The following is a 22,511-nucleotide window of genomic DNA, read 5'->3' on the forward strand; positions in this document are numbered from 1 at the left end:
CTCACCCGTTCGCCACTCGCCGCCAGGTTGCCCCGCGCTGCCGTTCGACTTGCATGTGTAAGGCATGCCGCCAGCGTTCAATCTGAGCCAGGATCAAACTCTTCAGTTTAATCTCTGTTACTTTTGCCGTTTTACCGGCACCCTTATTGCTAAGGGGTCGCTCACTCAAAATACTGACAGGCCACTATTTTCATAGCGCCTATTTCATTACTTCTTGTGAACATTTGATATTTTAAGTTTCACGCTGCCTAAGCAGCGTGTGCACTTTCATCAAACGTCCACACTTATCGACTGTAAATTTTTAAAGAACTTATTCGGTACTGCTTGCAACCGTTGACAAAGCGTTGTGTTTGTCAGTTGCGAAGAAGGAAGATTATGAGGCGTTTCGCCGTTTTCGTCAACCCTCTTTTTCTCCGCTCTTCGCTGCATTTGCATGCTGCGTTTTGCGGGGAGGCGAACTATAGCAAAGGGCATCCACGCTGGCAAGGGTAAAATAAGAACTTCACCGATTTATAAGTCGCCCACATGTTCATTCCAACTATCCCTACTACTAACAACGAGACACTGGCGGCCCTGCTCGATACGGCCATCAATAACAAAACCAAACCGCTGGGTAGCCTGGGCGTACTGGAATCGCTGGCCAAACAGATCGGCCTTATACAGAACACTCGTGCACTGGCAATCACGCAGCCGGCCATCCTGGTGTTTGCGGCCGATCACGGCGTAGTCGCGGAAGGCATCTCCGCCTACCCACAGGACGTGACCTGGCAGATGGTCGAGAACTTTCTCGCGCGCGGCGCCGCCATCAACGTCTTCGCCACGCAGACCAACTGCGAACTGCGCGTCATCGATGCCGGCGTCAATCACCACTTTGGACCGCGCGACGGCCTGACCGACCGCAAGCTGGCGCCCGGCACCCGAAACTTCGCGCAGGAACCGGCGATGAGCCGCACCACTTGCGAGGCCGCGCTGGCCGCAGGCATGGCTTTGGTCGCGGAACTGGACGGCAACGTGGTCGGCTTCGGTGAGATGGGCATTGGGAACACCACCGCCGCCGCTGCATTGATGCACAAGCTGACTGGCATCCCCGTCGCGCAATGCGTTGGCGCTGGCACCGGCCTGTCGGCGGAAGGCGTCCTACGCAAGCAGCATGTGATCGAAGCGGCAGTCACCAAACACGCCGCCGCAGTCGAGCCGCTGGACGTGCTGGCCACCTTCGGCGGCCTGGAAATCGCCATGATGACCGGCGCCATGTTGAAGGCAGCCGAATTGCGCAAAGTGCTGCTGATCGACGGCTTCATCGTCACCAGCGCGCTGCTGGTCGCCGCCCGCGTGCAGCCGGCGATCCTGGACTACTGCGTGTTCGCTCACTGCTCCGACGAAAACGGCCACCAGCAGATGCTGGCCGCGCTGGGCGCCAAGCCCTTGCTGAATCTGGGCCTGCGCCTGGGCGAAGGCACCGGCTGCGCGCTGGCGCTGCCGCTGCTGCATGCGTCGGTCAACTTCCTGAATCAGATGGCCACGTTCGAATCGGCCCACGTCAGCGAAAAGTCCGAGTAAGCGCCGTGCACCAGCTACGCCTGTTCTTCACCGCACTCCAGTTCTTTACCCGCCTGCCAATTCCTGGCTGGGTGGGCTTCGATCCTGCGTGGCTGAACCAGGCGTCGCGCTACTTCCCACTGGTCGGCGTAGTGGTCGCGGCCATCACGGCCGGCGTGTATGCGCTGGCCGCATGGTTCCTTCCCGCTCCGGTCGCCGTACTGCTGTCCACGGCCGCCGGCATCTACGCCACCGGTGCCTTCCATGAAGACGGCTTTGCCGACATGTGCGACGGCTTCGGCGGCGGCATGACGCCGGAGCGTGTACTGGAAATCATGAAGGACTCCCGCATCGGCGCTTACGGCGCCATCGGCATCATCTGCCTGCTCGCTACCAAGTGCACCACACTCTCCATGCTGCCTCCGCTGGAGGCGATTGCAGCGCTCTTCGTCGCCCATCCCCTGTCGCGATTAATGGCAACCTCACTGATCTGGCGCCTCGACTACGCACGCGCAGAAGGCAAGGCCAAGCCGCTGGCGCAAAAGATGAGCGCCACGGAGTTCGCGCTGGCCGTCGCCACCGCCGCCATTCCAGCGCTGGCGATGATCGCCTGCGGATGGCTGACCTGGACCACACTGGCGACCGGCATCACCATCGCCGCCATCGCCACCGCCTGGCTGGCCCGCAAATTCGTCCGCCGCATCGCCGGCTATACAGGCGATTGCCTCGGCGCGGTACAGCAGCTTAGCGAAGTGGTGTTCTACCTTTGCGTACTTGCCAGCATGCGCCACGGCGCCCTGCCCTGGTAACGCCATGCGGCTGATACTGGTCCGCCATCCGCAGCCGCTGATCGCACCCGGCATCTGCTACGGCCGCAGCGATCTCGCGGTGGCGCCCGAGCAGCTGGCGCAAACGCTGGCAGCCTTGTCGACCACACTGCCCCAAGGCCTGCCTCTATATAGCAGCCCACTACAACGCTGCGCCACATTGGCGGCGCAACTGGCGGCGCCGCTGCTATCCCCAGCGCCACTGCTGGACGCCCGCATCGCGGAGATCGATTTCGGCGACTGGGAACTGCGCCCCTGGGACGCTATCGCACGCGCCGACATCGACGCCTGGGCCGCAGACCTGGTCAACTACCACCCCGGCGGCGGTGAAAGCGTGCTGCAGATGGCCGGCCGCATCACCGCCTTTTACGCCGACCTCCAGCGCCAGCAGCGCGACGCCATCGTCATCTGCCACGCTGGCGCGATGCGCCTGCTGTCGGCCTGCCATGCCGGCCTGGCGCCCGCCGAAATGGCGCTGCAAGCCGCCCGCCATCCGCATCAAATCGCCTACGGCGCCACGCTGGTACTGCAAAACTAAACCGCCACCCCATGACCGACGCCGCACAAACCCGTATAATGACGGGGTTTTGGTGCCCGCGCGTCTGTCCAGATGCGCAGTTAAACGGGAAACATGAAGCTCTGTAAGAGTCCACATGTGCTGCCCCCGCAACGGTAAGCAAGTGTCGCAGCTGATGCGCGACAAACCTCCTCTGACAAACCACTGTGCTCTGCATGGGAAGGTGAGGTGGTCTAACTTGCCAGCCCGGATACCGGCCAAATCAGGTGGAAGCGAGCGAACGGGATGTGCGCGAACACGCATCTCTCAATTCTCCGCTTCTGTTCAATCTGGCCCACGGGGACGTCGGCCGGTTGCTATTAACAGAAAAATTACATCATGACCCTTCGTATCTCCCGTCCCGCGGCCCTGACGTCGCTGGCGCTGGCAATGGCCGCCTCCTACGCTCACGCAGAACCAATCGCCGGCACCGTGCTGGTCACCGCCACCCGCAGCCCGCAGCCCCTGGCCGACGTGATCAGCGACAGCGTCACCATCAGCGCCGAGCAGATCGCCGAATCCGGCGCCGGCTCCATCGTCGACCTGCTGCAACGCCAGCGCGGTATCGAGATCGCCCGCAACGGCGGCTCCGGCACCAACGCCACCGTGTTTATCCGCGGCGCCAACAGCAACCAGAATCTCGTGCTGGTCGACGGTGTGCGTATCGGCTCGTCGACCACCGGCGCCGCCAACTGGAGCGCCATTCCGCTGACCGCCATCGACCATATCGAAATCGTCTACGGCCCACTGAGCTCCCTGTATGGCGCGGACGCCATCGGCGGCGTGATCCAGATCTTCACCAAGAAGGGCAAGGGCGCGCCGGCGTTCACCGCCTTCGCCGGCTACGGCACCGACAACACCCGCGAAGGCGACGTGTCGCTCTCCGGCGCCACCGGCGGTGAACACAGCATCAGCTACGCGATCAGCGCCGGCAAGGAAAAATCGGACGGTTTCTCGGCTACCCGCCCAGCCATCGGTAAATCCTACAACGCCGACAAGGACGGCTACGACCGCGAAAACGCGGCAGCTCAATTCAGCCTGCGCCTGGCGGAAGGCCATGAAATCGGCACGCTGCTCCTGCAGAGCAAACTCAAATCCCAGTATGACAGCGGTTCCTCGTCCTACGATACACACTCGAAGGCAAAGCTCGAAAACGCCGCCATCTACAGCAAAAACCAGATCCTGCCGGTCTGGCAAAGCCTGGTCCAATATTCGCAGACCAAGGACGAAGGGGCCACCTACACCAGCGCCCTGGCATCTGGCTACTCGCAGATCAACACCAAGCAGACTACCTTCACCTGGCAGAATGACGTGCAGATCGGCGCCGACGTACTGCAACTGCTGTACGACCACCGCAAGGAAGAAGTCGAGACCAACGGTTTCGACCTGCGCAATCCCGAGCGCACCACCAACTCCCTCGCGGCTTCGTACAACGCCCGCCGTGGCGACAACCTGTTCAACGCCAGCGTGCGCCGCGACAAATCGCTCTACGGCTCGAAAAATACCGGTTCGCTGGGCTACGGCTACAACTTCACGCAGGCGCTGCGCGCCACCGCCAGCTATGGCACCAGCTTCCGCGCACCGACCTATAATGAACTGTACTTCCCAGGCTACGGTAACAATAACAACAGACCGGAACTGGGCAAGAACGCCGAAATCGGTCTGCGCTACGACAGCGGCACCACCGCGCTGAACGCCAGCTACTACCACAATCGCCTGACCGATCTGCTGGTGAACACCACGCCATGCCCGTTCCCTGGGCAGTACCAGTATGGCTGCGCCTACAACGTCAATCACGCCCTGCTTGAAGGCTTGACCATGGGCGCCAGCCAACAGCTGGGCCGCTTCAACCTGGCCGCCAACGTCGACCTGCAGGATCCAAAAGACGAAACCAGCGGCAAGCGCTTGCAGCGCCGCGCCAAAAAGCACGGCAACCTGATGGCCGACTATAGCGCCGGCGCCCTGAAGGCCGGCGTGGAACTGGAATTGTCCGGCGACCGCTACGAAGACGCCGCCAACACGACCCGCCTGGGCGGCTATGGCCTGGTCAACCTGTACGCGACCTACCACTTCAACCGTGACTGGTCGGCGCTGGTCCGCTGGAACAATATCGGCGACAAGCAGTACGACCTGGCGCGCAATTACGCCACGCCGATGTCCAAGCTGTTCGCCGGTATCCGCTACGGCTACAAGTAAGCAGTAATGGTGTAACCTGCCGGGCGTGGGGCGCATCCGCCGCGCGCCCGGCAGTCTCTCTTTTTTGAAAGCAGTGCATGCATTCTTTCTCCCGCAATCTGCGACAGCGTGCCGCCGTCACCCTGACAGGGTTGGTGCTGTTCGCGTTTGCCAGCCTGGTGTTCTCGGGCATGACCGGTTCGGTCTCGATTCCCCTCTCCGATATTCCCGCGGCAGTCAATGAACTGCTGCACGGCCAAAGCCAGACACTGGCCTCCACCCTGCTCGACCTGCGCCTGAGCCGTGCGCTAACCGCCTTCGTCACCGGCGCAGCCCTGTCGCTGGCGGGCGTGATGATGCAGGCGCTGTTGCGCAACCCGCTGGCCGACCCCTATGTACTCGGCATTTCCGCCGGCGCGTCCGTCGGCGCCCTGGCCGCACTACTGTTCGGCTGCGCCATCTGGGCGGTCGACGCTTCGGCCTTTGGCGGCGCCGTCGCCGTCTCGATGATGCTGTACCTGCTGGCCCGGCGTGACCTGCGCGGCGGCGCGGCAGCCGACGGCGGCACCGCTTTGCTGCTGCTGACCGGCGTCATCCTGTCCTCCGCCTGCATGGCGATGGTGACGTTGATGCTCTCCATCGCCCCCGAAAGCCGCTTGCGCAGCATGGTGTTCTGGATGATCGGTGACCTGGCCGGTGCGCCGATGCGCGCGCTGCCCTGGATCGTGCTGGCCGGCGGCCTGGTATTCGCCCTGCGCAGCGCCCGTTCCATGAACGTGATGGCGCTGCACGCCGAAGCCGCCGCCACGCTGGGCATCCGCGTCGGCGCGTTGCGCAAAGGTCTGTTCTTCATATCCGGCCTACTGACCGCCAGCGCCGTCACCAGCGCGGGCAGCGTCGGCTTCGTCGGCCTGATCGTGCCGCATGCCTGTCGCTTCGCCGTCGGCGCAGACCATCGCGTACTGATCCCGGCGGCAGCGCTGGCCGGTGGCACCTTCCTGCTGCTGGCGGATACGCTGGCCCGCACCATCATCGCGCCGCAACAGCTGCCGGTAGGCGTGCTGACGGCGCTGATCGGCGCACCGGTCTTCCTGTACCAACTACACCGTTTGCGCAAATGATGATCAGCACCCACAACCTTTCCCTGAAAATCGGCCAGCGCCAGCTGATTACGGATCTGAACTGGCAGGTGCGCGACGGCGAATGCTGGAGCGTCATCGGCCGCAACGGCGCCGGCAAGAGTACCCTGCTGAAAACCCTGGCCGGCTTGCGCGCCCCGGACGACGGCTACGTCGCCATCCAGAAGCGCGAACTGTCCGACTGGCCGCTGGCCGAACTGGCGCGCCAGCGCGCCTTCCTGGCGCAGAGCCGCAACGACGCTTTCGCCTACAGCGTGATCGAAACCGTGCTGTCGGCGCGCCACCCCTATCACGGCAACCGCTATTGGGAAGGCAGCGACGACCACGCCATCGCGCTGAAATCGCTGGAGGCGATGGAAGTGGCCGACCTGGCCGAGCGCGACGTACGCACCTTGTCCGGCGGCGAACGCCAGCGCGTGGCCATCTCCGCCATGCTGGCGCAGGATACGCCGCTGCTGCTGCTCGACGAACCTGCCAATGCACTGGACCTGGCGCACCAGGTCAGCGTCATGGGCCTGCTGGCGCGCCTGTGCCGCGAGCAGGGCAAGACCGCCGTCATGATAGGACACGACCTGACGCTGGCACACAGCGTCTCCACCCACGCGCTGCTGCTGATGGGCGATGGCCGCTGGCTGGCCGGCACCACGGCGGAGGTGATGCGTGCCGAGATCCTGGGCGACTACCTGGGCCACCCGATCGACATCATCCAGCACGGCAAACGCAGCATCTTCATCCCCAAAGAGGACTTTGCATGACCCAACAGAATACCGGCGACATCGACGAACAAACCGCGGCGCTGAACGAACGTCACCGCGTGCGCATGGAGCGCAAGAAGGCCATCATCGACGCCAAGATCGCCGCCGCCGACAAGCAGATCGGCATCATCATCGTCAACACCGGCAACGGCAAGGGCAAGAGCTCCAGCGGCTTCGGCATGGCGATACGCGCCATGGGCCACGGCATGAAGGTCGGCGTGGTGCAGTTCATCAAGGGGGCGATGCAGACCGGCGAAGAGCTGTTCCTGCGCCGCTTCCCGGAAGAGATCAGCTTCCACTCGATGGGCGAAGGCTATACCTGGGAAACCCAGAACCGCGAACGCGATATCGCAAAAGCGCAGCAGGCCTGGGAGCAGGCGAAACGCTTCCTGGCCGATCCCGACATCGGCCTGGTGGTATTCGACGAACTGAATATCGCCCTGAAGTACCGTTACCTGGACGTGGAAACCGTCATCAACGATCTGCTGGCGCGTCCGGCGATGCAGCACGTCGTCATCACCGGTCGCGGCGCGCCGCAGGAGCTGATCGCCATCGCCGATACCGTCACCGAAATGGAAGTCGTCAAGCACGCCTTCAAGGCCGGCATCGGCGCGCAACTCGGAACCGAGTGGTAATGACGACGCACGTCGAAGTCAAAGCCCTGCTGGTGGCGGCCGTCGCCTCCGGCCAGGGCAAGACCACGGTCACCGCCGCGCTGGCGCGCAAACTGGCGCGCCAGGGCAAGCGCGTGCGCGTGTTCAAATGCGGGCCGGATTTCATCGATCCGATGCTGCTGGAACGCGCCAGCGGCGCGCCGGTGCGCTCGCTGGACCTGTGGATGGTCGGCCATGAACTGTGCCGCAGCCAGTTGGCGCAAGCCGCCGCCGAAGCGGACGTCATCCTGATCGAAGGCGTCATGGGCCTGTATGACGGCACGCCGTCGTCGGCCGACCTGTCGCGCGAATTCGGCATACCGGTGATGGCGGTGATCGACGCCAGCGCCATGGCGCAAACCGCCGGTGCGCTGGTCCACGGCCTGCGCGACTATGGCCCGGTGGAGATGGCGGGAGTGATCGCCAACCGCGTCGCCAGCGAAGGCCACGCCAAAATGGTGGCCACCTCACTGCGCGACATTCCCCTGTTTGCGACCTTGCCGCGCCAGGCCAAATCGCTGCCCGAGCGCCACCTCGGCCTGGTGCTGCCGGGAGAAGTCGGCGACATCGACCAGTTGCTCGATAATCTGGCGGACCAGCTGGTATTCGACGAAGCGGCTTGGGAGCGTCTGCGTCCGGTGCGTATCGAGATTCCGCCAGCGACGGAGCCGCAGGCGCCGCTGCTCACCGGCCGCACCATCGCCATTGCCCGCGATCCGGCTTTCATGTTTATCTATCCGGCCAACCTGGACACGCTGCGCCAATTGGGCGCGACGCTGAAATTCTTCTCCCCGCTGGCCGACGAAGCCATACCGGCCGAAGCGGACGCGGTGTATCTGCCGGGCGGCTATCCAGAGCTGCACGCCGAAGCACTGTCGCAGGCAAGCGTGTGGCAAGCGTCGATCCGCGCGTTCCATGCCGCCGGCACGCCCATCGTCGCCGAATGCGGCGGCATGATGGCGTTGGCCGACACCCTGGCCGACCAAGCCGGCGCGGTGTGGGCAATGGCCGGTTTGCTGCCGGGCGCCGTGGCAATGCAGGCGCGCCTGGCGGGCCTCGGATCGCAGGGACTGCCGACGGAACAAGGCGTCCTGCGCGGCCACACCTTCCATTACTCCAAGCTGGAGACAGGCGTGGCGCCAGCGGCGTACACTATCAAGCATCCGTCGGCCGTCCAAGGCGAAGCCTGGTATCGCGTCGGCTCGCTGACGGCTTCATATTTTCACGCTTATTTCCCATCCAACCCGGCGGCGGTTGCCGCCCTGTTTTCTAGGAGCGCAGCATGACACGTACACTGGTTCTGGGGGGCGCACGCTCCGGCAAAAGCGGCTATGCAGATCGCCTGGCTATCGAGTCGGGCAAGGAAATCGTCTACATCGCCACCGCCACCGCCGGCGACGCCGAAATGACGGCACGCATCGCACATCACCGCGCCGGCCGGCCCAGCGAATGGATCACCGTCGAAGAGCCGCTGGCACTGGGCAACCAGCTGTTGCGCTGGTCCTCGCCGGACCGTTTGATCCTGGTCGACTGCCTGACACTGTGGCTCAGCAACCTGCTGTTCAGCAGCGGCGATACCTACCCTGAAGTCGGCGAGATCACGCTACCCGCGCTATTCCACGAGCAGCAGGACATGCTGGCCAGCGCGCTGACCAAGTGCACCAGCGACGTGGTGCTGGTATCGAACGAAGTCGGCATGGGCATCATGCCGTTCGGCGCGATCTCGCGCTGCTTCATGGACGAACAGGGGCGACTGAACCAGGCGATGGCCGCCTTGTGCGACCGCGCAGTGTTCGTCGCCGCCGGCCTGCCGCTGGTGTTAAAAGGGACGCCGTGCTGATAGGCTTGAGCTTTGGCGTTATCGCCCTGCTGATGGTGGCGGGCGTGCTGCTCGACCTGATGCTGGGCGAGGCGCGCCGCTGGCATCCGCTGGTCGGCTTCGGCAACCTGGCGACGGCGCTGGAACGTCGCCTCAATCGCGGCGGCCTGCGCTTCTGGCGCGGCGCGCTGGCCTGGGCACTGGCCGTACTGCCCTTGACCGCCATCGCCGCGCTGCTGGTCCGGCTGCTGGGCTCCAACGGCGCGCTGCCATGGATCGCGCACGCCGTCATGCTTTATTTTTGCCTCGGTCTGCGCAGCCTGCGCGACCACAACCTGCCCATCGCCGACGCGCTGGCGCGGAGCGATCTACCGAATGCCCGTCTGCTGACCGCCCGCATCGTCAGCCGCGATACCACCAGCGCCAGCGAGATCGAACTGACCAAGGCCAGCGCCGAATCCCTGCTTGAAAACGGCAACGACGCCGTCTTCGGCACGCTGTTCTGGTTCATCGTCGCCGGCGGCCCCGGCGCGGTGCTGTTCCGCATGGCGAACACGCTCGATGCGATGTGGGGCTATCGCACCGCGCGGCTGCTGCAATTCGGCTGCACCGCCGCCCGCATCGACGACGCATTGAACTACATCCCTGCGCGCCTGACCGCCCTCTCCTACGTGCTGCTGGCGCCCGGTTTTCAAGGAAAACTGCGCGCCTGGCAGTGCTGGCGCACGCAAGCCCCTGCATGGAGCAGCCCTAACGCCGGACCGGTGATGTCCAGCGGCGCAGGCGCGCTCGGCGTGCAGCTGGGCGGCGCCGCCATCTATGACGGCGAAGTTGAACAACGTCCGCCGCTGGGCGAAGGACAACCCGCCACCGGTGCCGATATCAGCCGCGCATGGCGCCTGGTCGCGCACACCACGGCGCTGTGGCTGGCCGTCGCCTGCACAATCGCAGCATGGATGGAGTTGGCACATGCTTGAACATGGCGGCAACCTGCGCGACGCCACGCTGCGCTTCGGCCGCGACGACTGGCTTGACCTGTCGACCGGTATCAACCCGCACTGGTATCCGGCGCCTGCGCTGCCGGGCAATGCGTGGCATCGCCTGCCGGAGGCCGATCCCGAACTGGCGCTGGCCGCAGCCGCCTACTACGGCGCACCGTTGATGCTGCCGGTCGCCGGCACGCAGGCCGCGATCCAGGCGCTGCCCCGGCTGCGCAAGCCATCGCGCGTAACCGTCGCCGCACCATCCTACGCGGAGCATGCGCACCACTGGAACGACCACGGACACACGCTGACCCAAACGCCATATGAAGCGCTGGACGCGGCGGTGGCGCACAGCGACGTCATGGTCATCTGCAATCCCAACAACCCGACCGGCGCCAGCGTACCCGCCGCCCAGCTGCTGCAATGGGCGGACCAGCTGGCGGCGCGCGGCGGCTGGCTGGTGGTCGACGAAGCCTTTGGCGACACGGCGCAGCACAGCAGCGTGGCAGCACACAGCGGACGTCCAGGCCTGATCGTCCTGCGTTCGATTGGCAAGTTCTTCGGACTGGCCGGCATCCGGCTGGGTTTTGTGGCCGCGCACGCGGACCTGTTGCGCGAACTGGCGGACTTGCTGGGCCCTTGGGCCGTCAGTGGCCCGGCGCAGCACATCGCCCTCGCCGCGCTGCGCGACCAGGCGTGGCAAGCAAATACACTCCAACAGCTTCTGGCGAGCGGTGAGCGCTTACGCCAACTGCTGGCGGCACATGACGTCCGCTCTACCGGCACGGCGCTATTCCAATGGTGGAGCGAAGACCGCGCGGAAGCCTTCTGGCAGCATATGGCGGAACGCGGAATCTGGGTACGGCTGTTCAAACAGGCCGCACGCGGCATCCGCCTCGGCCTGCCGCCCGACGAAGCGGGATGGCAACGGCTGGAGACGGCACTAAAAGAATGGAACAACAAGGAATCCACATGAACAAACTGACGATCAAACTACTGGCCAGCCTGACGACATTGGCAATGGCTGGCAGCGCCAGCGCCGCCATCTCGGTGCGCGACGACGACGGCAACGTCGTCACGCTGCAAAAGCCGGCGCAGCGCATCATCGCCATGGCGCCGCACGTGACGGAGCTGCTGTACGCGGCCGGCGGCGGCGACAAGATCGTCGGCGCGGTCACTTACAGCGATTACCCGGAAGCGGCGAAAAAGCTGCCGCGCATCGGCGACAACCGCCAGGTCGACATGGAACGCGTCATCGCCATGAAGCCGGACCTGATCGTCATTTGGCTGCACGGCGCCTCCGAGCGCCAGATCGAAACGCTGCGCCAGTTGAACATCCCGATGTTCCACAGCGAGCCGACAAAACTGGATGGCATCGCCGACAACGTGCTGCGCCTCGGCCAGTTGATGGGCACCGAGAGCGTCGCGCAACCTGTCGCCGCCGAGATCCGCCAACACTTCGCCGCGCTGGCCAAGCAGTATGGCAACCGCCCGCCGGTGCGGATGTTCTACCAGGTATGGGACAAACCGCTCTACACGCTCAACGGCACCTCCATCGTCAGCGACGCCATGCGCCTGTGCGGCGGCGTGAACATCTTCGCCGACCTGAAAGTGACTGCACCGGTGGTCAGCAACGAGGCGGTACTGCAAGCCGACCCCGAAGCCATCTTCGGTACCAGCGAAAAGAACTACGGCGGCGTAGGCCTGTGGCGCCCATACACGACGATGAAGGCGGTCCGCAACGACAACCTGTTCACCCTAGACGGCGAACTGCTGAACCGCGCCGGCCCGCGCATGGTCGCCGGCACCACCGCCCTGTGCGAAAAACTGGAACTGGTGCGACAGCGCCGCAAGAATTGATATGAGCTTCCCCTATTCGACCCTGATGGTTCAGGGCACCACCTCAGACGCAGGCAAGAGCACCGTCGTCGCCGCCCTGTGCCGGCTGCTCAAGCGCCAGGGCGTGCGCGTGGCGCCGTTCAAGCCGCAGAACATGGCGCTCAACAGCGCCGTCACGGCGGACGGCGGCGAGATCGGCCGCGCCCAGGCGCTGCAAGCCATCGCCGCCGGCGTGGCGCCGCATACCGACATGAACCCGGTGCTGCTCAAACCATCGAGCGACATCGGCGCGCAAGTCATCATCCACGGCAAGGTCCGCGCCGAGATGAACGCACGCGACTACCATCAATACAAGACCGTGGCGATGCAGGCGGTACTGGAATCGCACGATCGCCTGCTGGCGCAGTACGACAGCGTGATCGTCGAAGGCGCGGGCAGCCCGGCGGAGATCAACCTGCGCGACCGCGACATCGCCAACATGGGCTTCGCCGAAAAGGTCGATTGTCCAGTGATACTGGTGGCGGACATCGACCGTGGCGGCGTGTTCGCGCACATCGTCGGCACGCTGTCCTGCTTGTCGGAGAGCGAACGCGCCCGCACCATCGGCTTCGTCATCAACCGCTTCCGGGGCGACATCAAGCTGCTGGAGCCCGGCCTGGAATGGCTGGAGCAGCAAACCGGCAAGCCGGTGCTGGCAGTACTGCCCTATCTGCACGGCCTGTTCCTCGACGCCGAAGACGCCGTGCAGCCGGTGCAAGCTTCGCGCGGCGCCTTCCGCGTCGTCGTCCCCAGCCTGTCACGCATGAGCAACCACACCGATTTCGACGCACTGCGCGCGCACCCGGACGTGGACCTGCGCTTCGTGCGCCAGGGCGAACCGATACCGGCGGCCGATCTGATCATCCTCCCGGGCAGCAAGAACACGCGCGGCGATCTTGAATGGCTGCGCGCCCAGGGATGGCCGGAGCAGATCACCCGCCACCTGCGCTACGGCGGCAAGGTGATCGGCGTCTGCGGCGGCTTCCAGATGCTGGGCCACAGCGTGACCGATCCGCTGGGCATGGAGGGCGTGGCCGGCACGTCGCCCGCACTCGGCCTGCTCGACATGAGCACCGAAATGACGGCCGACAAACGGTTGGTGCAGGTACAGGGCGTATGCGCCTTCGACGACGACAAGGCCAGTGTCAGCGGCTACGAAATCCACATGGGCACCTCGACCGGCGGCGCGCTCGATACGCCGGCCTTCATCATCGATGGCCGTCCCGAAGGCGCGCGCTCGACGGATGGCCAGATCCTCGGCACCTACCTGCACGGCCTGTTCGATACACCGCAAGCCAACAGCGCGCTGCTGCGCTGGGCGGGCCTGCATACCAAAAATACGGTGGACACCAGCGCATTGCGTGAAGCGAGCCTGGACCGCATAGCCGACGCCACTCAGCCTCTGATGGACGCTTTGCTGGCGTTGCACGACAAGGAGCTATCCGCATGAGCACCATCAGCCCACACGCTTTCACTCCGGCCGAAATCGATGGCGTCTACCGCGCCATCCGCGAACGGCGTGACGTCCGCCATTTCAAGCCAGGTCCGCTGGAACCGGGACAGCTGGAGCGCTTCATCGGCGCTGCCCACAATGGTCCCAGCGTTGGCCTGATGCAGCCGTGGCGCTTCATCCGCATCACCAATCCCGCGTTGCGCGCGCAGATCCACAAGCACGTCAATGAGGAACGCATCAAGACCGCCGAAGCGCTGGGCAAGCGCGCCGAGGAGTTCATGCAGCTCAAGGTGGAAGGCATACTGGCTTGCGCCGAAGTGCTGGTGGTCGGCCTGATCGACAAGCGCGATCAGTATGTATTCGGCCGCCGCACCATGCCGGAGATGGACCTGGCCTCCGCCGCCTGCGCCTTGCAGAACTTCTGGCTGGCGGCGCGCGCGGAAGGCATAGGCGCCGGTTGGGTGTCGATGTTCGATCCTCAGCAGATGCGTGACATCTGCGGCATGCCGGACGGCAGCCAGCCGATCGCCGTGCTATGCGTCGGCCACGTGCACGAGTTCTACACCGCGCCGATGCTGGAGCTGGAAAAATGGGACCAGCGCCGGCCCCTGTCCGACATCATGTTCGAAGACCGCTGGGACAATCCCGCAAGCGAAGTTTAAGCTCCGCTGCATTCCTCGATCTTGCGATTACCCGGTCCCGGCAAGGTGCGCAAGCTGCGCTCCGTCGCGGCCGTGAACTCGTGCTTGAATACTGTGTCGACGAAGCGCCAGTCGCAGCGCACCTGCTCGTGGCTGGCGGTGACGATCATGTAGCCACGCTTGCTGGTTTGCGCGTAGTACAGCGGTTCGATCAAATCGACCATCATGCTTGCCACATCCTCCGGATCGCGGTCCGGGTATGCCCCCTCCATCCCCGGCGACGACACCGACGACGTCGCAAACTCCACGCCCACCTGGCGCCCCTGCGCATCGTGCAAATCGCTGGCCCAGGCATTATGGGTGTCACCGGCCAGCACCACCATGTTCTTGCGATGGCGCTGCATCATGGCGAACACCAGCTCGCGGTCGTTCTGATAGCCGTCCCATGAATCCATGTAGCAGGGCAGCGTCGGCGCGGACAGCCAGCGTTTTTCCCGGCTGCTGACGCAGGAAGGGTCGGCGGCGGCGCGCTTCTTCAGCGCCGAGTAATCGGTGCAATTGCATTCGCCCATGGCGACGGCGGTCGGATACTCCATGCGCGCCATCAGCACCTGCTGGCCCAGCATCTGCCAGCGCGCCTGGGAATCCTTGACCTGGTGCTCCAGCCACGCCATCTGCTCGGCCCCCATCATCTGCCGGCGCGGCGAGCAGACATCATGCTTATACTTCTCGACGTCGAAGCGCTTATGCTCGTCGTAGTAGGAGGACATCATCAACTGCTGGTCGCGGCCGATCAGGCGCGTATCGAGCATGTGCAGCGACACAACGCCGCCGAAGTCGAAGGAACGGTAGATTTTCTCCGGCGTGGCCGGATCGGGCGCGCGGATCGGCATCCATTCGTGGTACGCGGTCATGGCCGCCACCTTGCGCAAACTGAAGGGACCGAACTCGGAAACCTTGTGCTCTGCCGAGCCGTCGCGCCAGGTATCGTCGGCGAATTCATGATCGTCCCACACGGCGATGAACGGCATCGCCGCATGCACCGCCTGCAAATCGGGATCGGTGCGGTACTGTGCATAGCGGCGACGATAGTCCTCCAGTCGCAGCAGCAGTTCGCGCGGTTCGGACACGCGACCCAGCGCCTCGGCATTGCCGCAGGCGTAGCCGGTGCTTTCGTATTCGTAGATGTAGTCGCCGATGTGCAGCGCTGCGTCGATATCGTCCTGGCGCGCGGCATCGGCGTAGACATTGAAGTACCCGGATGGATAATTCGAGCAGGAGAACACTGCCAGCCGGACCTGGCGCACATCGCCGCGCGGCAGCGTCTTGGTTCGTCCGACGGTCGACTTCACCGTGTCGACAGCGAACTGATAATAGTAGACATGGCCCGGCAGCAGGCCGGCGGCGTCCACCTTGACGGTGTAGTCGCTCTGCGCCGACGTGGTGACGCTGCCATTGGCGACGACCGCCTGCATGCCCGGATCGGTCGCCATCTGCCAGCGCACGGCAATGTCGCCGTTCTCGTCGCTGCGGCGCGGCGTCACGCGGGTCCACAAAATCACACGGTCGCCGAGCGGATCGCCGCTGGCCACGCCATGATCGAAACCGACTGCGGCGCCATCGGCGATGCTGGCTGCCGTACTGCTGCAACCGGCCAGGCCCGCACCTGCGCCCACGCCCAGCAAGGCGGTGGCTCCCATTTGACGGATGAAACCACGACGACCAGGGAACAGCGACTTAGCGTCCATATCAACTCCATCGGCCATTTCGATGAACGCCAACTTACGCCCGCTTCATGACGGCCTTATGACCGTCCTGTGGCTTTTGTGTGACAATCGTGGGCATGAATACATCCGCCGCCAAGAGCTACCTTCCGTGGGTGGTCGCTACCGCCCTGTTCATGGAGCAGCTGGACTCCACCATCGTCAACACAGCGATCCCCAGCATGGCGGCCAGCCTGCAAGTAACTCCCCTCAGTTTGAAAGCGGTCGTCACCAGCTACATCCTCAGCCTGGCCGTGTCGATCCCGATCAGCGGCTGGATGGCCGACCGCTTCGGTACCCGCCGCGTCTTCATGAGCGCCGTGGCGATATTCACGGTGGCGTCGGTGCTGTGCGGCCTGTCGGTCAATTCGCCGATGCTGGTGGCGGCGCGGCTGCTGCAAGGGCTGGGTGCGGCGATGATGATGCCGGTCGGTCGCCTGACCATCGTTCGCACCTTCCCCAAATCCGAGCTGCTGGCGGCGATGAATTTCGTGATTATTCCGGCGCTGATCGGCCCCCTGCTCGGCCCAACGATCGGCGGCTTGATCGTGCACTGGCTGACGTGGCGGGACATCTTCTTCGTCAACGTGCCGGTCGGCGTAGTGGCGATCGTCCTCGCGCACCGCTACATGCCGGACTATCGCGGCGACGGCACACGGCCGCTGGATTTGGTCGGTCTCGTGTTGTTCGGCACCGGCGTGGCGCTGCTGTCTTGGCTGCTGGAGATTTTCGGCGAGCACCGGATCGATATCACGTCCGCGTCGGTGCTGCTGTTCATCGCATGCAGCCTGCTGGCAGCTTATGTGTGGCACGCCAGGGATGCGGCGTTTCCCTTGCTGCGACTGGCGCTGTTCAAGATACGCACCTTCCGCGTGTCCGTGGTTGGGGGCTTCATCACGCGTATCGGCGTCGGCGGCCTGCCCTTCCTGCTGCCGCTGCTGTATCAACTGGGATTGGGACTGCCGGCATGGCAATCGGGTTTGCTGATGATGCCGTCCGCCGCAGCGGCCATGGGCATGAAGTTCATATCCGTGCGGGTACTGGGCCGCTTCGGCTACCGCCAAGTCCTGACCATCAACACGGTGCTGATCGGGTTGACCATCAGCCTGTATTCATTCGTCCAGCAGGGAACCCCGCTGTACATGATCGTGATGATCAGCCTGTGCCTGGGTTTCTTCAATTCGCTGCAATTCTCCGCCATGAACAGCATCGCCTACGCCGATGTGGATAGCGCGGATTCCAGCATGGCCAGCACCATGGCCAGCTCGATGCAGCAACTGTCCATGAGCTTTGGCCTGGCGACCGGTTCGCTGGTCACCGGCTGGTTCCTGGGCGACCTGCCGCAATCGAACCGGCTGGCGCTCACCGGCGCGCTGCATCACGCCTTCCTGACGCTGGCGGTGCTCACCATCCTGTCTTCGTTGACCTTTTGGTCATTGCGCCAGGAGGATGGCGAGAGCATCAGCAAAGGCAGCCCCGCCTAGCGCGATTATTTGCGACGGCGGACCATGGCCCCGACCATCGCCAGGCCGGCAAGCAGCATGGCATAGCTGGCAGGTTCCGGCACGGCCGTCACGTCGGTGTATGCGCCGTCGAAGCGATAGTGCACCGCCAGGCCGTTGATGCTGGTGGCGCCGACCAGTTGCAGGAAGCCTGCATCGCCGGTCACGTCGCCCAACAGGCGGAATGCATAGGCGCCCGATGCGGCTTCGGTGAACGACAACGTCTTGCCGTTGACGACCGCACCCAGGCCATTGAAGGTCAGCGACGAGCCGCCCAGCAGCACCGATGAACTGTCCGTCAGCGACAGGCTGGCGAAAGTCTGGCCGTTTGCGCCACCGGCGTTGATCAGTTGCAGCGTGCCGCCGTTGAGCACCAGGGCGCTGTTGGCCGACAGGCGATTCGCGCCGTCCAACACCAGCGTACCTCCGCTGAGCTGCGTCGCGCCGGTGTAGGTGCTCACACCCGACAGCGCCACGGTGCCGCTCTTGATTTCAACGTTGCTGAAGTTGGAGATCGAACCTGCATACGCGAAGCTGTTGCCCGCGCCCGGATTGACCACCATCGTGTTGCCGGTACCGGTGCCGCCGTTGATGCTGCCGACGATGCTGCCGCCGGTGATGGTCAGGCTGTTTTTAGCGCTGCCCATCTCGATCGCCTTGCCGCTGCTGGCGCCGTTGATGATGCCCGCGTTGACGATGACGGTATTGTCGGCACCGGTCTTGATGGCGGCATTGGTGGAACCGCCGCCCTGAATGGTGGCGCCGGCGTTGTTGTTGATGGTGACGACATAGCCGCTGGCCGCGCCGACGGCGACGATGGCCGAGTCGCTCTGGCCGCGTATCAGGCCGCCATTCTGGTTGGTGATGGTGGCGTTGCCGTACAAGCCTTCGCGGCTGCCTGGCGATCCGGCGATATCGTTGCCTGCCAATGTGATGCCGCGTCCGACGGCGTTGCTGTTCCCTGCCGAGACCAGGCCTTCAATGGTGCCGGAGTTGACGATCACGCCGCCGCCCACGCTCAAGCCTTCGCTGAAAGCCAAACCATCGGCTGGCGCGCTGAAGGCGTTGGCCGAGCGGATGATGCCGGTGTTGGTGACGTTGGCGATGCCGTCGATATCCAAGCCGTCGCCGTCGCCCGTCACGCCCGTGCCGATGATGGTGCCGTGGTTGGTGATGGTGGCGATCTGCTTGCCGTTAAAGCCGTCCAGGTTGACGCCCGATCCGTTGCTGCCCCGGATAATGCCGCCCACCTCATTGGTGATGTTCATGGTGAAGGACTGCGTAGCATCCTTTTGGCCGCCGGTGATGCCATGACGGCCGCCGTCGACCAGGCCTGTCGCGCCGTTGACGATGACCACGCCGCTGTTGTTTTGCGCATCGATACCGTCGCTGCTGCTACCTGCCTTGGTGATCGAGACGATGGAGCCGTAGTTATTCACCACGCCGCCGACGCCGGGACGCACGGAGTCCGCCTCCGATGCCTGAAGCAGTCCGTAGTTGTTCACGATGTTCGCGCCGGAAGTAATCGTGGAGAAGTCCACCGCCTGCGATCCGCCGGCGCTGGCATTCGCCGAGATCATCGAGCCGTAGTTGGTCAGCGTGACACTGGCATTCGCCTTGTTCATCTGGATCACGTCGCCGTCGGCGGCCAGCATCTTCGCGGCGCTATTGGTGGCGCTGCCGTTGGTGATGGTCAGGCCGGTGACGCCGGTGTTATCGCGTATCACGCGGCCGTTGCCGGTCTGGCTGATGAGACCCTGGTTATCCAGCGTGGCGTTTTTGTCGGTGATGGTCACCGCCACCGCGCTGCCGCCGACAATCAACGAACCGTTGCTGGTGATGGTGCCGGTCTGGTTTTTGCCCAGCGTTTGCGCATCGGTGTTGGCATTACCCAGCGTACCGGGGAAAACGATCACCGGATTGGCGGCCGAAACACTCAACGGCAGTGCCGCGGCGAGCAGCAGGAATTGAATGGCGGAGGAAGGTTTCGACAGTGCGATCGACATGGTTTGTCCCGGATATTGTGTGAGCAAACCTTCAATATCCCATAATATTATGACACTGCCGTGACGCTGTGGCGTCCTTGCACAACGCCTGTGCGGCGTGCCGGCAAGCTGCTATGCTGCCGCGCTGCCTTTCAACTCAGGAGATTCTTCATGCAGAACATAGCCGGGCGCACGACGGCGCTCGCCACGGTCATTATCGCTGCGGCACTGGGCTTTATCGCCTATCAGGGAACGCGCGGCCATCAAGGACCGGAACTGTCGACGCCCTATCAGGCAGTGGCGCTGACGAATGGACAGATGTTTTACGGCCGCATGGAGCAAACCGGCGGCGATTACGTCACGCTGCGCGATGTGTTCTACATCCAGGGCCGGCAGAATCCCGAGACCAAGGCCGTGACCAGTGTGTTGATTAAACGCGGCGGTGAAGCGCATAACCCGGACCACATGCTGATCAATCGCCAGCAGGTGCTGTTGATCGAACCGGTGAAGACCGATTCGCAAATCGCCAAACTGATCGCGGAGCAGAACGCCGCTCCGCGCTAAAACACTGGCGGGCCTGACCGGCCCGCCCCCTGCATCAAAACGCGGTCAGCGCCTTGGCGAACTTGATCAGCCACAGTCGGCTTGGACGCTCGCGATCCTCGCCGCGCGCAACGCGGATCGTGTTTGCGGCATTGCAGCCGGCAGCCGTGCTGGTGACGATGGCGCCAGCCGCATCGACGTTGCACTTGGTGACATCAGCATCATCTACCACCACACCAGCTGCGGTAAAGATCTTGGTTTTCATACCGAAGTCGTTGTCGTTCGAGAGTGCCAACGTATTGCCGTCGACGATGGTCAGGCCTTCAGCCTTCTCCGCCTGCCAGCCGACCGCATTCAGATCCAGCAGCAGCGTTTTCTTCAGCGTCGTCACCGATTTCCAGTCGGCGCCGTTGACCACCGCGCCGCCCATGCTGCTCTTCTCCAGGTCGGAGGTCTTGACGTTGTAGCTTGCGGCGGCGATGTCGGTCGCCGCGCCTATCTCCACCAGCATCAACTTGTTGAACACTTTGCCGTTCGGCGCCGCGCCCTGTTCGATGACGATGAATTTGCCGTTGCCGAGTGCGACCAGGTCACCCAGCTTGGCGTTGCCGGTGCGGCCGTCCTGGTAGTCGGCGGCGTCGAGTGGATACGCGTACATCTTGCCAGAGGTGCCGGTGCTTGGATCGAATTCCACCCAGCGCGTAAAGCGCGCGTAGCGTTCGATCGCCTCGCTCTTGCCGGTCACCGAGTAGGTCGCGTTGCCGTCGGTGAGTGGGCTTTGCAGGAAGCCGTGCAGCTTGTCGGTGCTGGTGTCCAGCGTCAGGCCTTCCATGCCGCGATTGGCGCGGCGCTTCAGGAAGATATCCGGCAGGCCGCTGCCCGGTGCGTATTTGTTGAGGATGATACCGGTGGCAGGATCGAGCTTGATGATGAACGGACCGTATTCGTCGGAGATCCACAGCACATTGCGCTTCTTGTCGACCACGATCGCTTCGGTATCCAGGCCGCCGGCGTTGAAGGTCGCCTTGCTGGCGGCCTCGTACTTCATCGCGTCCATTACTGGCAGCTCGGCCGAGTTACCCACTGCGCCAGGTGCGACCGGCAGGCCGGAAGCCTTGACGGCAGCAGAGACTTTGATCGGCGTCGACGACGTCAGCACCGCGCCGGTTTTGCCGACGGTGATCACGCCAAACGACGGCGTGAAGCTCGGCGACGGGAATATCTTGGCGCCGGTGACACCGCCGCCGCTCAGCGCAGGCAGGTTTGGACCGTCGCCGTTCGGACCGCGGTCGGTCAGGCCGTAGAACTCCAGGTCGCCGTTGGCGTTGGTGCCCTTGAAGGCCAGCGACGAACCGTAGGATGGCAGGAAGCCCAGCGGGAATTCTTCCTTGACCTTGGCGTTGCCGCCTTCATACGGCACGTAGTAGTTGGCAGCGGCCTGTATCTGGTAGCGCGTAACGCTGACGGCGACCGCGCCGAGCGGCGTGGTTTGCGTGAACGACTCGACGACTGGCGTGCCGACTTTGGAGGCCAGCGTATCTTCGAAGTGCTCGCGCACCAGGGCGCGGCGGCTGTCATCGATGGTGCGCGCTGCGTATTTGGCGCCGGCTGCGGCCAGGTTGGCGCTCATTGCGGTGTTGAAGGCGGTGGCATCCATGGAGAAGTCGGCGCTCTTGGCAGCCAGTGCGGTCTTCACATCGGCGGTGATCTTGATACCGTTCGATGGATCGCTGTCTTCATCCAGCAATTGCAGGGCCAGCAGGCGGTTGACGACCTTGCTGTCTTTGACGTCGGTCACGCCGGCCAACTGCAGCGGCGTGATGGTGGGGGCGCACGGCGCGCTGCCCAACGCAACGCCGCCGATGCTGAAGCTGACGGTGTCGCCGGCATAGCAAGTAAATTCTCCCTTTGTCGAGGTGCTGGCTTTCGCGGCGGCGCCGGCGACATAGTCTAGGTTCTCCACGGCGCCATCGAGGAACACGCCGGTGGTCGGTGTTTTGGCTGGCGCAGCCGTGTCGCTACTACCTCCGCAGCCGGCCAGCACGGAAAATACCGCGAGCGAAATCAGGGAAAAGTTTTTCATACGTAGCTAGCCTCAGTTGAAAAAGAGGCAAGCTTAGCTACAATACGTTACACAGGAATGACAGACGCAAAAAAGCCCACCAGGATCACTTGGTGGGCTTCTTCTTATAACTAGCCTGACGATAACCTACTTTCACACTGGTTGCAGCACTATCATCGGCGCAGAGTTGTTTCACGGTCCTGTTCGGGATGGGAAGGGGTGGGACCAACTTGCTATG

General features: G+C 63.8%; 19 protein-coding genes, 2 rRNA genes and 1 riboswitch. Of the genes, 16 read left to right on the plus strand and 5 right to left on the minus strand.

Annotation, left to right across the window (positions count from 1 at the left end; translation table 11 throughout):
• A 16S ribosomal RNA gene (locus tag D0T21_RS31095) occupies positions 1 to 109 on the minus strand; the annotation flags it as partial.
• Between the two features lie 416 nt (positions 110 to 525).
• On the opposite strand from D0T21_RS31095, the gene cobT reads away from it, so the two are divergent.
• The 14 genes from cobT (at position 526) to bluB (ending at position 14,439) form a co-directional block, all read left to right on the plus strand.
• Positions 526 to 1,560, plus strand: a complete 1,035-nt coding sequence (gene cobT, locus D0T21_RS31100; RefSeq protein ID WP_116994040.1) for a nicotinate-nucleotide--dimethylbenzimidazole phosphoribosyltransferase — start codon at positions 526 to 528, stop codon at positions 1,558 to 1,560.
• A gap of 5 nt (positions 1,561 to 1,565) precedes the next feature.
• Positions 1,566 to 2,348 (plus strand): adenosylcobinamide-GDP ribazoletransferase, encoded by a 783-nt coding sequence (locus D0T21_RS31105; protein WP_116994039.1) that lies wholly within the window; start codon positions 1,566 to 1,568, stop codon positions 2,346 to 2,348.
• Between the two features lie 4 nt (positions 2,349 to 2,352).
• Positions 2,353 to 2,904, plus strand: a complete 552-nt coding sequence (locus tag D0T21_RS31110) for a histidine phosphatase family protein (protein ID WP_116994038.1) — start codon at positions 2,353 to 2,355, stop codon at positions 2,902 to 2,904.
• Positions 2,905 to 2,937: 33 nt separating this feature from the next.
• Positions 2,938 to 3,160, plus strand: a riboswitch (cobalamin riboswitch).
• Positions 3,161 to 3,261: 101 nt separating this feature from the next.
• Positions 3,262 to 5,118: a TonB-dependent receptor domain-containing protein gene (locus D0T21_RS31115; RefSeq protein ID WP_116994037.1), complete on the plus strand. Its 1,857-nt coding sequence runs from the start codon at positions 3,262 to 3,264 to the stop codon at positions 5,116 to 5,118.
• Between the two features lie 77 nt (positions 5,119 to 5,195).
• Positions 5,196 to 6,218, plus strand: a complete 1,023-nt coding sequence (locus D0T21_RS31120) for an iron ABC transporter permease (RefSeq protein ID WP_116994036.1) — start codon at positions 5,196 to 5,198, stop codon at positions 6,216 to 6,218.
• Positions 6,218 to 6,991: an ABC transporter ATP-binding protein gene (locus tag D0T21_RS31125; protein ID WP_116994035.1), complete on the plus strand. Its 774-nt coding sequence runs from the start codon at positions 6,218 to 6,220 to the stop codon at positions 6,989 to 6,991. The genes D0T21_RS31120 and D0T21_RS31125 overlap by 1 nt, the downstream gene beginning before the upstream one ends.
• Complete coding sequence (gene cobO / locus D0T21_RS31130; RefSeq protein WP_116994034.1) at positions 6,988 to 7,626, plus strand: cob(I)yrinic acid a,c-diamide adenosyltransferase; 639 nt, start codon at positions 6,988 to 6,990, stop codon at positions 7,624 to 7,626. The genes D0T21_RS31125 and cobO overlap by 4 nt, the downstream gene beginning before the upstream one ends.
• Positions 7,626 to 8,930 carry a cobyrinate a,c-diamide synthase gene (locus D0T21_RS31135; protein WP_116994033.1) on the plus strand — a complete coding sequence of 435 codons (1,305 nt, stop codon included), beginning with the start codon at positions 7,626 to 7,628 and terminating at the stop codon, positions 8,928 to 8,930. The genes cobO and D0T21_RS31135 overlap by 1 nt, the downstream gene beginning before the upstream one ends.
• Positions 8,927 to 9,484: a bifunctional adenosylcobinamide kinase/adenosylcobinamide-phosphate guanylyltransferase gene (gene cobU / locus D0T21_RS31140; protein WP_116994032.1), complete on the plus strand. Its 558-nt coding sequence runs from the start codon at positions 8,927 to 8,929 to the stop codon at positions 9,482 to 9,484. Before D0T21_RS31135 ends, cobU begins: the two co-directional genes overlap by 4 nt.
• Positions 9,478 to 10,440, plus strand: a complete 963-nt coding sequence (gene cbiB / locus D0T21_RS31145) for an adenosylcobinamide-phosphate synthase CbiB (protein ID WP_116994031.1) — start codon at positions 9,478 to 9,480, stop codon at positions 10,438 to 10,440. The genes cobU and cbiB overlap by 7 nt, the downstream gene beginning before the upstream one ends.
• Positions 10,433 to 11,422, plus strand: coding sequence for a threonine-phosphate decarboxylase CobD (gene cobD / locus D0T21_RS31150; RefSeq protein WP_116994030.1), 990 nt, complete (start codon positions 10,433 to 10,435; stop codon positions 11,420 to 11,422). Before cbiB ends, cobD begins: the two co-directional genes overlap by 8 nt.
• A complete protein-coding gene (locus D0T21_RS31155; RefSeq protein WP_116994029.1) occupies positions 11,419 to 12,306 on the plus strand; it encodes a cobalamin-binding protein in 888 nt (295 codons plus the stop codon). The genes cobD and D0T21_RS31155 overlap by 4 nt, the downstream gene beginning before the upstream one ends.
• Position 12,307: 1 nt before the next feature.
• Positions 12,308 to 13,774 (plus strand): cobyric acid synthase, encoded by a 1,467-nt coding sequence (locus tag D0T21_RS31160; RefSeq protein WP_116994028.1) that lies wholly within the window; start codon positions 12,308 to 12,310, stop codon positions 13,772 to 13,774.
• The gene (gene bluB / locus D0T21_RS31165; protein ID WP_116994027.1) at positions 13,771 to 14,439 is read left to right on the plus strand and encodes a 5,6-dimethylbenzimidazole synthase; all 669 of its coding nucleotides are present in this window, start codon (positions 13,771 to 13,773) and stop codon (positions 14,437 to 14,439) included. The genes D0T21_RS31160 and bluB overlap by 4 nt, the downstream gene beginning before the upstream one ends.
• Here the strand turns inward: bluB and D0T21_RS31170 are convergent.
• Complete coding sequence (locus tag D0T21_RS31170; protein ID WP_116994026.1) at positions 14,436 to 16,166, minus strand: alkaline phosphatase; 1,731 nt, start codon at positions 16,164 to 16,166, stop codon at positions 14,436 to 14,438. The genes bluB and D0T21_RS31170 overlap by 4 nt on opposite strands.
• A 95-nt stretch (positions 16,167 to 16,261) precedes the next feature.
• On the opposite strand from D0T21_RS31170, the gene D0T21_RS31175 reads away from it, so the two are divergent.
• Positions 16,262 to 17,665, plus strand: a complete 1,404-nt coding sequence (locus D0T21_RS31175) for a DHA2 family efflux MFS transporter permease subunit (protein ID WP_116994025.1) — start codon at positions 16,262 to 16,264, stop codon at positions 17,663 to 17,665.
• Positions 17,666 to 17,670: 5 nt separating this feature from the next.
• Here D0T21_RS31175 and D0T21_RS31180 read toward each other — a convergent pair whose 3' ends face one another.
• The gene (locus tag D0T21_RS31180) at positions 17,671 to 19,689 is read right to left on the minus strand and encodes a PEPxxWA-CTERM sorting domain-containing protein (protein ID WP_116994024.1); all 2,019 of its coding nucleotides are present in this window, start codon (positions 19,687 to 19,689) and stop codon (positions 17,671 to 17,673) included.
• 150 nt (positions 19,690 to 19,839) lie between these two features.
• Between D0T21_RS31180 and D0T21_RS31185 the strand changes: the two genes are divergently transcribed.
• Entirely contained in the window at positions 19,840 to 20,232 is a 393-nt protein-coding gene (locus D0T21_RS31185) for a hypothetical protein (protein WP_116994023.1), read from the plus strand.
• A 34-nt stretch (positions 20,233 to 20,266) separates the two neighbouring features.
• Here the strand turns inward: D0T21_RS31185 and D0T21_RS31190 are convergent, their stop codons facing one another.
• A complete protein-coding gene (locus D0T21_RS31190) occupies positions 20,267 to 22,294 on the minus strand; it encodes an esterase-like activity of phytase family protein (protein ID WP_116994022.1) in 2,028 nt (675 codons plus the stop codon).
• Between the two features lie 113 nt (positions 22,295 to 22,407).
• A 5S ribosomal RNA gene (rrf, locus tag D0T21_RS31195) occupies positions 22,408 to 22,511 on the minus strand; the annotation flags it as partial.

The organism is Duganella sp. BJB476 (genome assembly GCF_003416895.1).
GTDB lineage: Bacteria > Pseudomonadota > Gammaproteobacteria > Burkholderiales > Burkholderiaceae_D > Rugamonas.